This window comes from Peribacillus huizhouensis, assembly GCF_014138605.1.
Taxonomy (GTDB): Bacteria; Bacillota; Bacilli; order Bacillales; family DSM-1321; genus Peribacillus; species Peribacillus huizhouensis.
Genome location: NZ_JACJHX010000028.1, coordinates 17,613 through 31,624, shown reverse-complemented (window position 1 = coordinate 31,624; position 14,012 = coordinate 17,613). Strand labels below are relative to the sequence as shown.

Below are 14,012 nucleotides of genomic sequence, written 5' to 3'. Positions count from 1 at the left end.
TAAGCTCTTTAGCGCCGATGGTAGTTGGGGGTTTCCCCCTGTGAGAGTAGGACGCCGCCAAGCAATCTAAGAGATCAGCTATTTATAGCTGGTCTCTTTTTTGTTCTAAAGGAAAATAAAATAGGTAGACATACACACATTGAAAAACTCTTTCATACATTATTATAGGCAAATGAATCAGTATCTCTCACACTGTTTTGAAAATTGTATACAATAGTGTTTTTGGGGGGAGAATGCAAATAGGGAGGTGGATAGTTTGGAAATGAGCACAATAAAGAAGAATACAGAGGAAACCTGCATTGTGTGTGATCAGGTTAAAGATGATGGAATACACTTATATACTTCTTTCATTTGTAAACAATGTGAGCTAGATATGATTGGAACGGAGACAGATGATCCAAGGTACAAGTATTACTTACAACGGTTAAAAAAAGTGAAAACGCCGGAAATTTATTCGTAAGGATTCAATCATTTAAATATAGGTAGGTATTGAGGCGAATTAAGTGGCCTCTATACCTGCTTGAGAAATAGATTACATAGCTTAAGTGCATGTAGGAAAATGCAAATCATGTATCATTATGTTGTAATAGTAATCTTTGATAAAATGAGAGGATAAGATAATAGTAGAGAGGTAATAGTATGAATCAAGAAAATACACCGTTGTTTGATGCGCTTATCCGTCATAAAGAAAAGCAGACAAGGTCATTTCATGTACCAGGGCATAAAAATGGAATGGTTTTTGCAGAGAGAGCTCGATCATTATTCGATCCATTGCTCTCTATTGATGTTACAGAGATTAGTGGATTGGATGATCTTCATGCACCTGAAGGACCGATATTAGAGGCACAGAATTTGTTGGCTTGTCTTTATGGTGTTAGGAATAGTTATTTCCTTGTAAATGGATCAACTGTGGGAAATATGGCTATGATTCTTGGCAGCCTTAATGAAGGCGAGACGGTACTTGTTCAGAGGAATTGTCATAAATCTGTTTTAAATGGTTTAATGCTGGCTTCTGTAAAACCCGTTTTTATAGAGCCAAAAGTTGATGAGGATTGGGGAATCTCTGAAGGGCTGCAACTTGAGTCAGTTAAAGAGGCATTTAGGTTATATCCACAGACGAAGGCGATTATTGTTACGCATCCTACCTATTATGGACATTGTGGGGGCTTGAGTGAGATTATAGAGTTTGCGCACTCAAAGCGGATCCCTGTATTAGTAGATGAAGCACATGGTGCTCACCTTAGTCTTGGAGATCCATTCCCCCAAAGTGCAATTGAGGCTGGTGCTGATATTGTTGTCCATTCAGCCCATAAAACCCTTCCAGCGATGACAATGGGGTCATATTTACATATAAATAGCTCTTTGATAGTACGAGAGAAAGTAGAATTCTATTTACAAATGCTTCAGACTAGCAGTCCTTCATATCCGATCATGGCATCATTAGATTTAGCACGGTTTTATTTGGCTTCCTTTGGGGAGAATGATAAAACTAATTTGATGAAGAATATTCTTGGATTTCGAAAAGAATTAGACGAAATCCGTCATATTGAATTGCTAAAAAAGGATATGCTCGATCCCTTGAAAATAACGATACGGTCTCATGAAAATATAACAGGCTTTGAATTTCAACATCGATTAGAAGAAAAAGGTGTGTTTACAGAGCTTGCAGATCATAAGAATGTCTTGCTTGTCCTCCCGTTAATGAAAGAAAACAGCTCAGAATATTTTCAAAATATTGCATCCGTGATTGCAGATGTAGTATGCGTTGGAAAAGGAGAAGTAAAGAATGATCTGGTTTATAAGCAAAGTGGCTTGATTACTCCCCTGGCCTTAACTTATCCAAAAATGAAGAAAAGAAAAATGCAGTTTATTTCATTTCAAAAGAGCATGGGGATGATTGCTGCTGAAATGGTCACACCCTATCCTCCAGGAATTCCACTAATAATGATGGGGGAACGCATAACCGAAGAACAAATACAATATTTAGAACAGATCATCATGGATGGATCAAGGTTTCATGGTGGAAGTGAATTGAGGAATGGAAAGCTTTTGGTTTACGTATGACCTTTTTAGTTTGAGATGGTATACTTACATAGTTAAACAAGTTTGGCTGGAGGTAAAATAAGCATGAGTCGTGGAATATTTATTACGTTTGAAGGTCCTGAAGGGGCAGGTAAAACAACGGTTCTTCATAAGCTAAGAGATGAACTGACTGATGCTGGATATCAGGTGGCTATTACAAGAGAGCCGGGTGGAATTCCTATATCTGAACAAATTAGAGAAGTCATCTTAAATAAAGATAATACAGAAATGGACGGAAGAACTGAGGCCTTATTATACGCAGCTGCAAGAAGGCAGCATCTAGTAGAAAAGGTTATGCCTGCTTTGGATCGTGGCGTGATTGTTCTTTGTGATCGTTTTATTGATAGCTCTCTTGCTTATCAAGGCCATGCAAGAGGATTAAGTATTGATGAAGTATATAATATAAACCAGTTTGCGATAGCAGGGGTTATGCCTGAGCTTACAATATATTTTGATATTGATCCGGCTTTAGGGCTCAAACGCGTCCATAATAATCAGGAACGCGAAGTCAATCGTCTTGATATGGAAGAGTTACAATTTCATGAAAAAGTGAGAGAAGGCTACCAAATCATTATGGAACGCTTTAAAGAAAGATTTTATATCGTCGATGCCGAGCAGCCTTTAGAAACTGTCATCGCTACGACTAAGAAGAAAGTAATTGAATTCATCAAGGAACGTATCCAATAATAATATTTATGAAAGCGTCTGTTTAAGTAATTGAACTGCTCGCTTTCTTTTTTTAATAAATTTGGGTGTCCAGTACAAGTAGCATAAAAAAATGCCTAATAATCACTGTTAAGGGTATAAATAATTGTTATAATTAAGAGAAAATGGTCTGCTCCTCGACCAAACAACTGCAATGGAGGATGATAGGCATGAAAATGATTATTGCAATTGTACAGGATAAAGATAGCCAAAGACTACTTACAGAGCTCGTAGATCATAATTTTAGAGCAACCAAACTTGCGAGTACAGGTGGTTTCTTAAAATCAGGGAATACGACATTTATGATTGGTACAGATGACTATCGCGTAGATAAAGCATTAGAAGTCATTAAGAAAAACTGCCAATCTCGCGAACAGCTGGTCGCACCTGTGTCTCCAATGGGAGGGAATGCAGATTCATACGTACCCTACCCAGTTGAAATTCAAGTTGGGGGAGCAACGGTTTTTGTATTACCGATTGAACAGTTTTTACAATTTTAAAGTTTTAAATCATAAAGTGAAATTTCGATCAGTGGGGGTTCCATCCCCCACCTACACTTCCTTTAAGCCTTGAGGAGGGTGTTTTGACTTTCCGTTAATGCGGGATAAAGTTTCTTTATTTTATAGATGTAAGAGAGTTGATTTGTTTTGACACAAACCTGGAAGGATCTATTTGAACTACAGCCACAAATTACTGGAATGCTGAAGAATAGTATTCTCCGGCATAGGGTTGCCCATGCGTATCTCTTTGATGGGGAGAAGGGTACAGGTAAGAAAGAAATGGGGATGCTTTTTGCGAAAAGCCTGCTTTGTGAAGAATTGAAAGATGACTTAGAACCATGTAATCAATGCAGTCACTGTAAACGGATTATGAGTGGAAATCATCCCGATGTCCATTTTATTGAACCGGATGGGCTTTCAATAAAAAAGGATCAAATTAAAAATCTCCAAGAGGAATTTTCTAAAAAGGGTGTAGAGTCAAAACGAAAAATTTATTTAGTTATAAGTGCCGATAAAATGTCTGTACAGGCTGCAAATAGTTTGTTGAAGTTTTTAGAGGAGCCTGCTCAAGACACGGTTGCTATATTAATGACCGAACAAATACAACGAATTTTACCTACCATTTTATCAAGATGCCAAACCTTATCCTTTAAACCATTGTCGCCAGAAATGGTAAAGAAAAGATTACTGAATCATGGATTGGATATGCAAAAGTCATCTATTATATCTCACCTAACGCAGAACTTTGAAGAGGGAATCCTGATGGGGTCAGAGGAATGGTTTGCACAATCCCAAAAAATAGTGGTAAAATTATATCAAGTGTTAAATACAAATTCACTGAAGGCTTTGCTATTTCTTCAGCAGGAGTGGTTTACACACTTTAAAGAAAGAGATCAACTGGACCGTGGTTTAGATCTTTTATTTCTTATTTATAAGGATTTATTATATATTCAGTTGGATAGACGTGACCAGGTTGTCTTTCAAAATTTACGGGAGGAATTGGAGTCGCGCGCCCTTCATCTTACTCAAAGGCGATTGGCTGAGCAGATGAGTTCTATTTTGGAAGCAAAACGGAAGCTAATGTCCAATACAAATCCGCAGCTGTTAATGGAACAGCTTGTGCTGAATTTGCAGGAGGGGTCATCATTTGTATAATGTTGTAGGGGTCCGTTTTAAAAAGGCGGGCAAAATATACTACTTTGATCCAGGCGAGCTTATCATTCCAAAGGATGATTTCGTTATCGTAGAAACTGTGCGTGGAGTAGAATTCGGCAAAGTTGTTACGGAAAGGAAACAAGTAGACGAGAACGACGTTGTACTGCCATTGAAGAAAGTACTTCGAGTTGCTGACGTGAAGGACAAGCTAATTGTCGAGGAAAATAAGTCTGCTGCTATTGAAGCTTATGATACATGTTGTAAAAAGGTTGAAGAACATCAGCTTGATATGAAACTGGTTGATGTCGAATATACATTTGATCGCAATAAGGTTGTTTTTTATTTCACTGCAGATGGTCGGGTAGATTTTCGTGACTTAGTAAAAGATCTTGCTGCCATTTTTAGAACGCGAATTGAATTACGCCAAATTGGTGTTAGAGATGAAGCGAAGATGCTGGGAGGAATAGGACCATGTGGCAGGATGCTCTGTTGTTCAACATTCCTCGGCGATTTTGAACCAGTGTCTATTAAGATGGCCAAAGATCAAAATTTATCGCTTAATCCGACCAAAATCTCAGGGTTATGCGGACGTTTGATGTGTTGTCTTAAATATGAAAATGATGAGTATGAAAATGCGAAAGAATTGCTTCCTGACTTAGGTGAAATGATTCGGACACCAAATGGAAAAGGCAAGGTAGTGGGGCTTAATATTCTAGAACGAGTTCTTCAAGTTGAATTAGTCGAACAGAATAGAGTATTAGAGTTTACGTTAGATGAGATTCTAAACGAGGGAGCCGTTTCTATTCAAGCCACAGATTAACAAGGTGGTGGGAAAGCATGGATAAGAAAGATATATTTGAATCAGTAACGAGCATGGAAGCCCAAATTGGTCATTTATATACACAGCTTGGGGAATTGAAGCAACATCTTGCTGAGATTCTTGAGGATAATCAATCTATTAAGCTTGAGAATGAACATTTGCGCAGGCGTCTAAACCTTGGAGAGAATCCTAGCCCTTCTACAAAAGATAAAACCAAAGCAAAGGTACGGAAAGAAAGCCCTGATGATAAGACAGTGGATGTCGGCGAAGGTTATGATAATCTAGCTCGTTTATATCAAGAAGGCTTCCATATTTGTAATTTGCATTTTGGTAGCCTGAGAAAAGAGGGCGATTGTTTGTTTTGTCTGTCCTTTTTGAATAAAAAGTAAGCTTAGCGGCTGTCCCATATAGAAAGGATCGAGATCCACAACTACTATATTGTTTATGATGTGTAAATGACATAATAAACGATGTATAGAGTGTGAGGTCCGAACCTTTTGGGACAGCCCTTTTTTCGTTATATAAACAATATTTCTATAAAGATTTGAAACTGGAGTGGAAAAGATGACAGAATTAATTGGTGATGAGCGCCTCGATCATTTATTGGCAGAAAATTTGAGAATTATTCAGAGCCCAAGTGTATTTTCATTTTCTCTTGATGCGGTTCTTTTGTCGAAATTCGTAAATATCCCGATTCAAAAGGGGAGAATTGTTGATCTTTGTTCAGGTAATGGGGTGATTCCCCTTTTACTTAGCACAAGAACAAAGGCAAAGATAACCGGGGTTGAAATACAGGAACGATTATTTAATATGGCTGAGCGAAGCATTCAATATAACGGTCTTTCTGAACAGATTCAAATGATACATGGCGATATCAAAGTATACCCAAAAGAAATTGGGAATGATAAATTTGACGTTGTTACATGTAATCCCCCTTATTTTCCAACACCATCGCAAGAAGAAATTAATCGGAATGAACACTTTGCGATAGCACGACATGAAATTATGTGTACACTAGAAGATGTCGTTCAGAATACAAGCCAATTGTTACGTCAGGGAGGAAAGGCGGCCTTTGTTCACCGTCCAGGAAGGCTGATGGATATTCTTAGTTTAATGAGAAAGCATCGGTTGGAACCAAAACGTTTACAATTTGTTTATCCGAAAGCAAAGAAAGAGGCGAACACTATTTTAATAGAAGGGATTAAGGATGGAAGTCCTGATTTAAAAGTTTTGCCACCGCTTGTCGTATACGATGAGGATAATATGTATACTCCTGAGGTTAGAAGGATTTTATATGGAGAAGAATAATCATATCTTCTATGTTCTTGAGTGTCGGGACCATAGTTATTATGCGGGATATACAAATGATTTAGAAAAAAGGATAATGCTTCATAATGAAGGAAAGGGTGCTAAATACACACGAGGCCGCGGGCCGGTAAAGCTTGTCTATTTTGAATCGTATCCAAGAAAAACGGAAGCAATGCAGGCGGAGTATCGATTTAAGCAGTTATCTCGAAAACAAAAAGAAAAAATTGTAGGCAAGGAGAATGTAGATGTGGCAACAGAAAAGCTTTGAAAAGGAAGGACAGCAATCCGTTTTATATTTAGTGCCAACTCCGATTGGGAATTTGGAGGATATAAGCTACAGAGCTTTAAAGATTCTAAAGGAAGCAGACGTTATTGCTGCTGAAGATACAAGGAATACAAGAAAGCTTTGTAATTACTTTGAAATCGAAACACAAGTCATTAGTTATCATGAACATAATAAACAAGCGAGTGGGAAGCAGATGATTGAGCGGCTTCTGACAGGGCAGACGATTGCGTTAGTAAGTGATGCGGGGATGCCAACTATATCAGACCCTGGGTTCGAACTCGTCCAAGAAGCACTAGAACAGCGTATACCGGTTATACCATTACCAGGTGCAAATGCTGCGCTTACTGCTTTAATTGCTTCAGGACTAGTTCCACAGCCTTTTTACTTTTATGGCTTTTTGCAACGAAATGCAAAAGAAAAGAAAAAGGAGTTGGAGAAGTTAAAGAAGATGGAGGCAACATGGATTGTCTATGAATCGCCGCACCGGTTAAAAGATACGTTAAAACATATGCGTGAAGTGCTCGGAAATAGAAAAATTGTTCTATGTCGAGAGCTGACTAAGAAATTTGAGGAATTTATTAGAGGTACGTTAGACGAAGCACAAATATGGGCTGTTGAAAATGAAATAAGGGGCGAGTTCTGCCTGATTATTGAAGGGGCAGAATTTGTAGAGGAACAAGCAGAAGAAGTATGGTGGCAAAGTATGGAGCTTGCTGAGCATGTTCAATATTATATCGATGAAAAACAGCTTAGCTCAAAAGATGCTATCAAACAGACTGCAATAGATCGAGGTGTACAGAAAAGAGATGTATATCAAGCTTATCATGTAAATGGGTAACATAACCATCGCGAATTACTCCAAATGGGTCAATAAAAAAGAAGGCTTCTCCCAAGGAAGCCTTCTTAAAAGTGCAAAAAGGAATCAAACAGTTTCTAATTGCATATTTTGTTGAATTTCTTTAATAAGTAGTTCTGCACCTTCGCGGCTAAGAATTAATTTGCCGTTAGCAAGAGTTAAATTATTATCAGAAACTTCGCCAGTAACTTGGCAAGTCATATTAGGCTTGTATTTTTTCAAAATAATGCGCTCATCATCTACGTAGATCTCCAAAGCATCTTTTTCTGCAATTCCCAATGTACGGCGTAATTCGATTGGAATTACTACCCGCCCTAATTCGTCAACTTTACGTACAATTCCTGTAGATTTCATATATGAAAATCTCCTCTCAATTATTATAGTATTCTAGTACCTTTTATCTCTATTCGTCAATATTCGACAATTTTTATAAATATTATAATACCAGCCATTCCCAAATTCGTCAATCCTTTTATTTAGGTTTATACATTTTTTTGAAAAAAACTAAAAAAAAACAGGTTAAACTTAAGGATTTATTGAAAACAGTTATCTGAATGAATGACAAAGGAATGAAAATATGATTACATTTTATCCTTTCGCTTTATTCTTCATTTCGACATAATTCGACAAAATACCTTATGTAAAATTCTTTAAAAATATGATTATTTACCCTTTTCTCATTATACTTCTTCACAAATTTAAAACACAAGAGAAAATGTTAATTAAAGGAAATCAATAGTAAAAATTTTTAGATTTTTTCAATCAGTAACAATTTACCGATTGAAAGAAAACAGTAATGGATAATCCTATTGTTAGTAAGATGTTTGGATTGGGAAATGAGTTGCGATTGTTAGTGATTTTAGGTATATTCTTTGGGTATAAGAGGTAATGCTGACAATAAGAAAAACTCACGTTTAAAAAGCTGTCATTTAGTGTTGCGGAGCCTAATTAATATTAGGAGCCAACAACTGATCATGCTATTAAGCTTTGTGAATATAGACCTTTTATATAGATTTTAACTTTTGTATAAGTTTTCAAGGCCATATTGATTTTCTTTCATAAAGAGGAATATGGCGTTAAAACGTTACCACTTATCATGAAGGATATATCACGAAGCACGCTATACTCGCCTAATCTCAATGGTGGCGGTGTGAAGCTGGAATTTTGGATGCTTTCTCAATAAATCAGTATCCCTGATATATAGATATTAGTAAGTCGCGGGGCCCATCCCCATGTCCTTTATACAAAAAGCCCTAACCGATTAAATTCTGTAACTTTGTCTCTATTAAAAGTTAATCTCAATAGATTTTCTTTATCGCTCTTATGGTGAGATAAGGTAATATAGAGGTATAGGTTAAAAACTAAGGTAGTGAACATCATTTAAGGATTTACATATGATAGGAGGAAAAAACAATGGAAGAAAAACTGAAGACATTTTATATTACAACCCCAATCTATTATCCAAGTGGGAATTTACATATTGGACATGCCTATACAACGGTAGCTGGTGATGCAATGGCTCGTTACAAGCGTATGCGTGGATTCGATGTTATGTATTTAACAGGTACAGATGAGCATGGACAAAAGATTCAAAGAAAAGCTGAGGAACAAGGAGTTACCCCACAGGAATACGTGGATACTATTGTTTCTGGAATTAAAGATTTATGGACGAAGCTTGATATATCCTATGATGACTTTATTCGAACTACGGAAACTCGTCATAAGGATGTGGTAGAGAAAATATTTAAACGATTACTTGATCAAGGAGATATTTACTTAGACCAGTATGAGGGTTGGTATTCTGTTCCAGATGAAACTTTCTATACTGAGCTTCAATTAGTCGACCCGATTAAAGAAAATGGAAAAGTTATCGGAGGGAAGAGCCCAGATAGCGGCCATCCAGTAGAATTAGTGAAAGAAGAATCTTATTTCTTTAAGATGGGGAAATATGCAGATCGACTTTTGAAATATTACGAAGAAAACCCTGAATTTATTCAACCTGAATCACGTAAAAATGAAATGATTAATAACTTTATTAAACCAGGTTTAGAGGATTTAGCTGTTTCTCGTACAACCTTTGATTGGGGAGTTAAAGTACCAGGCGATCCTAAACATGTCATTTATGTTTGGATTGATGCGCTTTCTAATTATATTACCGCACTAGGATATGGAACAGAAGATGATTCAAACTATCTAAACTATTGGCCGGCAGATGTTCATCTGGTTGGGAAGGAAATTGTGCGTTTCCATACGATCTATTGGCCAATCATGTTAATGGCACTTGATATTCCACTTCCTAAGAAGGTGTTCGCGCATGGGTGGTTGCTAATGAAAGATGGAAAAATGTCAAAATCGAAAGGAAATGTAGTCGACCCAGTAACATTAATTGACCGCTACGGACTAGACGCACTTCGTTACTATCTGCTTCGTGAAGTTCCTTTCGGTTCTGACGGAGTGTTTACTCCAGAAGGCTTTGTAGAACGAATTAATTTTGACTTAGCAAATGATTTAGGTAATTTACTGAATCGTACCGTTGCGATGATTGAAAAGTATTTTGATGGAGTGATTCCTGAGTATAAAGGTTCTATTGGAGAATTTGATAAATCTTTGCTTGAAGCAAATGAAAATACAGTAGTTAGCTATGAAGAAGCCATGGAGAAAATGGAGTTTTCAGTGGCACTCTCTGGAATCTGGCAGCTAGTAAGCAGAACGAATAAATACATTGATGAAACACAGCCGTGGGTACTAGCGAAAGATGATGGCAAGCGTGAAGAATTGGCAAGTGTAATGGTGCATTTAGCTGAGACGTTAAGAAGAACAGCTATTTTATTAATGCCGTTTTTAACAAAAACACCAGAGAAGATTTTTAATCAATTAACTATTACAAACGAAACAATAAAGTCATGGGATAGTTTAGAGAAATTTGGTCTTATTCCAGCGCAAACAAAGGTTGAAAAAGGCGATCCTATCTTCCCACGTCTTGAAATGCAGGAAGAAATAGAGTTTATTAAAGAGCAAATGCAAGGAAGTGCTCCTCAACCAGAAGCGAAGAAAGAAGAATCGAAAGTAGAAGAGATTCCCGAAGTAGATGAAATTACTATTGATGACTTCATGAAAGTGGAATTACGTGTTGCACAAGTTTTGGAAGTGGAACCTGTTAAGAAAGCGGACAAATTGCTGAAGTTACAGCTTGATCTAGGATATGAAAAGCGACAAGTCGTCTCTGGAATTGCCCAATATTATACGCCAGAAGAATTAGTAGGAAAAAAAGTAATTTGTGTAACAAATCTCAAACCTGTGAAGTTGCGTGGTGAATTATCACAAGGGATGATTCTAGCAGGAAGCGGTGAAGGAAAGCTTTCAGTAGCAACAGTTCCTGATGCATTGCCAAATGGTTCAAAAGTAAAATAATAATAATCATAAATAGCATAAAAATGTTCCATGTGAAACATTTTTATGCTATTTTTTTCATTTTTTTATGATGTATAACGCTAATGATTTTGGATATATATTTTATGAAAGATTAGTCATGAGGCTCTAGCAAAAGAGCAATATTCATATTCTGCATTAACGGGTAGTTATGCCCCAACTGATTGACGTTTCACCTTATTATCAATCATAATTTTACCCATGGGCTATCGCTAAAAAGAATAGGACTCGTATAGTATAATAAAAAAAGTATTTGATAAACTACAGATGAAAAGAAAGTCTGTTTGCAAAGATAAAAAAGATTTGTAAAATAAAAGGAGTTTTTCTTGCGTTTTAGTGTGAAGGACATGGGGGACGGGGCTTCAAGATTTACTAATATGGCCAATCATTTAGCGGGTATACTTACTTTATCGAGAAAGTATCTAAAATCCAGCTCTGCACCGCCACCATTGTGTTAGGTGGGGATAACTTGCTTCTGGATTGAGTTTTCTTAGTAAATAATTACATATTAAAGCAGTAGAAGTTTTGTTTGTAATATATTTGTTACATAAATGAGAAACATGAAAACTTGTAATTACTAATAGAATATTACTAGAGAGGGCGAAGATGATGTTATTTGATACACATGTTCATTTGAATGATAAGCAGTTTGATGAAGATTTGGAAGAGGTGATTCAAAGGACGAAAGAAACTGGCGTTTCCAATATGGTCGTTGTTGGGTTTGACCGACCAACGATAATACGTGCAATGGAATTGGTTGAAAAATATGATTTTATCTATGCTGCAGTAGGGTGGCATCCTGTTGACGCAGTTGACATGACAGACGAAGATCTAAACTGGATTGAGGATTTAGCCTTGCATCCTAAGGTAGTTGCGATTGGTGAAATGGGACTGGATTATCATTGGGATAAATCACCAAAGGACATCCAGAAAGATGTGTTTAGAAAACAAATAAAGCTAGCGAAAAAGGTAAAACTACCAATTATTATTCATAATAGAGAAGCAACAGCAGATATTGTTGAAATACTGAAAGAAGAGAATGCACATGAAGTAGGTGGCATTATGCACTGCTTTAGCGGCAGCCCCGAAATTGCCAAGGAATGCTTAGAGATGAACTTCTACATTTCGCTTGGAGGACCTGTAACATTTAAGAATGCTAAAAAACCGAAAGAAGTTGCTGCTGAAATACCACTAGACCGTTTGCTAATTGAAACAGATTGTCCATATCTTGCGCCTCATCCATTCCGCGGAAAACGTAATGAGCCTGCATATGTAAAATTGGTAGCAGAGCAAATTGCAGAAATTAAAGAGATTACATTTGAAGAAGTAGCTGAGGCAACAACTCGGAATGCAAAGAAATTATTCGGCATAAACTGACAGCAATTTTTGTCAGTTTCTCGCTAAATTTGTCTAATGGAAACTTGTTTCTCAAAAGTTCTACAAATCTCAAGTGGTTCATGGGATAGACGTGTCGATAACTCTTCCTTTTCAATTTACTAGAGAGTGTTCATAATAGGAACTACTTTCCAAATTGATAACTGTATGAGTTGACAGCTTTGTTAGAATGTCTATATAATCACCCAGAGGAAGGAGGAGTTTTTCATTATATTACAATCTATGAAAAACCTAATTCCCAAGTCTTTTGGGAAAAAAAGAATAGCTATTGTGCTAGGTGGTACGATAATAGTCGCTGCTTCAGTAGGAATGCTGTTTTATCAAGGGACAAAGAACACGGTGTCATTAACGCTTAATGGACAGAAAACAATCGTGAAAACACATGCCGCTACCGTAAATGATATATTGGCAGAATTCGAGATTACTGCAAAAACTGAAGATTATATACATCCTTCGAAAGACAGTATCATAAAGGATGGGTTAGAGGTCGAGTGGAGACCAGCCCAGCAAGTGAGGCTGAATATTGACGGAAAAGAAACAGTCATTTGGACAACAGCCAAAAAAGTAGAGGAATTTCTTTCGGAACAGAAATTGGATGTTGCAACACATGATAAGCTTAGCCATTCTGAAGATTCAAAAATTGAAGATAACATGCAGATTGCCATCGAAAGAGCTTTTCCAATAAAGCTAGTTTTAGGTGGTAATGAACAGCAGGTTTGGTCAACTTCGACTACGGTCGCTGACTTTTTAAGGCAACAAGGTGTGAAGCTCAATGAATTAGATCGAGTTGAGCCACAGCTGGCAGAAAACGTTCAACCACAGAATACTGTTAACGTCATAAGAATTGAAAAAGTCACCGATGTAGTGGAAGAACCTGTTCAGTTTGCAACCATCACGAAGAAGGACGATACATTGCATAAAGGTAAAGAAAAAGTTGTGCGTGAAGGTAAGAACGGAATAATATCTAGGCAGTTTGCAGTTACAAAAGAAAACGGTAAAGAAGTTGATCGTGCACTTATATCTGAAAAAGTTGTAACTGAAAAAACAGACAAAGTGGTAGCAGTAGGGACGAAACAATTAGTTGCTCAAGTGTCCCGTGGAGAAGATAATTCTCAAGGTTCAGGCAGGGAGCTTTACGTGTCGTCGACTGCTTACACAGCAAGCTGTAATGGTTGTTCAGGAACCACAGCTACAGGTGTTAATCTAAAACAAAACCCTAATGCCAAAGTCATCGCTGTTGACCCGAGAGTGATACCCCTTGGTACAAAGGTATATGTTGAAGGATATGGATATGCAATTGCAGCGGATAAAGGTGGAGCTATTAAAGGACATAAAATAGATGTGTTCTTTCCCTCAAAATCGGATGCATACCGATGGGGAGTAAAAAAAGTGAAAATCCGCGTCTTAAATTAATCAGTTTACAGTGGCAGGGGATTGCATATCTCCTGCTTTTTTACGTTATAATGGTACAAGTAA

Annotated in this window: 14 protein-coding genes; 13 read left to right on the top strand and 1 reads right to left on the bottom strand. The window is 37.1% G+C overall.

Annotated elements, in window-relative coordinates:
• The first annotated feature begins 262 nt into the window (after positions 1-262).
• The 10 genes from HNP81_RS22080 to rsmI all read left to right on the top strand — a co-directional run bounded on the left by HNP81_RS22080 (position 263) and on the right by rsmI (position 7,694).
• Entirely contained in the window at positions 263-460 is a 198-nt protein-coding gene (locus HNP81_RS22080) for a sigma factor G inhibitor Gin (protein WP_182504030.1), read from the top strand.
• Positions 461-639: 179 nt separating this feature from the next.
• On the top strand, positions 640-2,064 hold the full coding sequence (locus tag HNP81_RS22075; protein ID WP_182504028.1) for an aminotransferase class I/II-fold pyridoxal phosphate-dependent enzyme: 1,425 nt from the start codon (positions 640-642) through the stop codon (positions 2,062-2,064).
• 63 nt (positions 2,065-2,127) lie between these two features.
• Positions 2,128-2,769 carry a dTMP kinase gene (tmk, locus tag HNP81_RS22070; protein ID WP_028390541.1) on the top strand — a complete coding sequence of 214 codons (642 nt, stop codon included), beginning with the start codon at positions 2,128-2,130 and terminating at the stop codon, positions 2,767-2,769.
• Between the two features lie 188 nt (positions 2,770-2,957).
• Entirely contained in the window at positions 2,958-3,287 is a 330-nt protein-coding gene (darA, locus tag HNP81_RS22065) for a cyclic di-AMP receptor DarA (RefSeq protein WP_028390540.1), read from the top strand.
• A gap of 147 nt (positions 3,288-3,434) precedes the next feature.
• A complete protein-coding gene (gene holB, locus HNP81_RS22060) occupies positions 3,435-4,442 on the top strand; it encodes a DNA polymerase III subunit delta' (protein WP_182504027.1) in 1,008 nt (335 codons plus the stop codon).
• Positions 4,435-5,262 carry a competence/sporulation regulator complex protein RicT gene (ricT, locus tag HNP81_RS22055; RefSeq protein ID WP_028390538.1) on the top strand — a complete coding sequence of 276 codons (828 nt, stop codon included), beginning with the start codon at positions 4,435-4,437 and terminating at the stop codon, positions 5,260-5,262. Before holB ends, ricT begins: the two co-directional genes overlap by 8 nt.
• Before the next feature lie 17 nt (positions 5,263-5,279).
• Entirely contained in the window at positions 5,280-5,651 is a 372-nt protein-coding gene (yabA, locus tag HNP81_RS22050; protein ID WP_028390537.1) for a DNA replication initiation control protein YabA, read from the top strand.
• 175 nt (positions 5,652-5,826) lie between these two features.
• Positions 5,827-6,570, top strand: a complete 744-nt coding sequence (locus HNP81_RS22045; RefSeq protein ID WP_182504026.1) for a tRNA1(Val) (adenine(37)-N6)-methyltransferase — start codon at positions 5,827-5,829, stop codon at positions 6,568-6,570.
• A complete protein-coding gene (locus tag HNP81_RS22040) occupies positions 6,557-6,838 on the top strand; it encodes a GIY-YIG nuclease family protein (RefSeq protein WP_182504025.1) in 282 nt (93 codons plus the stop codon). Before HNP81_RS22045 ends, HNP81_RS22040 begins: the two co-directional genes overlap by 14 nt.
• Entirely contained in the window at positions 6,816-7,694 is an 879-nt protein-coding gene (gene rsmI, locus HNP81_RS22035; protein WP_182504024.1) for a 16S rRNA (cytidine(1402)-2'-O)-methyltransferase, read from the top strand. Before HNP81_RS22040 ends, rsmI begins: the two co-directional genes overlap by 23 nt.
• Positions 7,695-7,778: 84 nt before the next feature.
• On the opposite strand, the gene abrB is transcribed toward rsmI, so the two are convergent.
• Positions 7,779-8,066 (bottom strand): transition state genes transcriptional regulator AbrB, encoded by a 288-nt coding sequence (abrB, locus tag HNP81_RS22030; protein WP_028390533.1) that lies wholly within the window; start codon positions 8,064-8,066, stop codon positions 7,779-7,781.
• 1,059 nt (positions 8,067-9,125) lie between these two features.
• Here abrB and metG point away from each other — a divergent pair.
• From metG to HNP81_RS22015, 3 genes are all read left to right on the top strand, one after another.
• On the top strand, positions 9,126-11,123 hold the full coding sequence (gene metG, locus HNP81_RS22025) for a methionine--tRNA ligase (protein ID WP_182504023.1): 1,998 nt from the start codon (positions 9,126-9,128) through the stop codon (positions 11,121-11,123).
• 627 nt (positions 11,124-11,750) lie between these two features.
• Complete coding sequence (locus HNP81_RS22020; RefSeq protein WP_182504029.1) at positions 11,751-12,518, top strand: TatD family hydrolase; 768 nt, start codon at positions 11,751-11,753, stop codon at positions 12,516-12,518.
• Positions 12,519-12,806: 288 nt separating this feature from the next.
• A complete protein-coding gene (locus HNP81_RS22015) occupies positions 12,807-13,949 on the top strand; it encodes a ubiquitin-like domain-containing protein (protein WP_312859720.1) in 1,143 nt (380 codons plus the stop codon).
• Positions 13,950-14,012: the final 63 nt, after the last annotated feature.

Bases quoted from the DNA above. Each gene is read 5' to 3' on its own strand.
- HNP81_RS22080 (WP_182504030.1), top strand. From the start codon at position 263: ATGAGCACAATAAAGAAGAATACAGAGGAAACCTGCATTGTGTGTGAT.
- HNP81_RS22075 (WP_182504028.1), top strand. From the start codon at position 640: ATGAATCAAGAAAATACACCGTTGTTTGATGCGCTTATCCGTCATAAA.
- tmk (WP_028390541.1), top strand. From the start codon at position 2,128: ATGAGTCGTGGAATATTTATTACGTTTGAAGGTCCTGAAGGGGCAGGT.
- darA (WP_028390540.1), top strand. From the start codon at position 2,958: ATGAAAATGATTATTGCAATTGTACAGGATAAAGATAGCCAAAGACTA.
- yabA (WP_028390537.1), top strand. From the start codon at position 5,280: ATGGATAAGAAAGATATATTTGAATCAGTAACGAGCATGGAAGCCCAA.
- HNP81_RS22045 (WP_182504026.1), top strand. From the start codon at position 5,827: ATGACAGAATTAATTGGTGATGAGCGCCTCGATCATTTATTGGCAGAA.
- HNP81_RS22040 (WP_182504025.1), top strand. From the start codon at position 6,557: ATGGAGAAGAATAATCATATCTTCTATGTTCTTGAGTGTCGGGACCAT.
- rsmI (WP_182504024.1), top strand. From the start codon at position 6,816: ATGTGGCAACAGAAAAGCTTTGAAAAGGAAGGACAGCAATCCGTTTTA.
- abrB (WP_028390533.1), bottom strand. From the start codon at position 8,066: ATGAAATCTACAGGAATTGTACGTAAAGTTGACGAATTAGGGCGGGTA.
- metG (WP_182504023.1), top strand. From the start codon at position 9,126: ATGGAAGAAAAACTGAAGACATTTTATATTACAACCCCAATCTATTAT.
- HNP81_RS22020 (WP_182504029.1), top strand. From the start codon at position 11,751: ATGTTATTTGATACACATGTTCATTTGAATGATAAGCAGTTTGATGAA.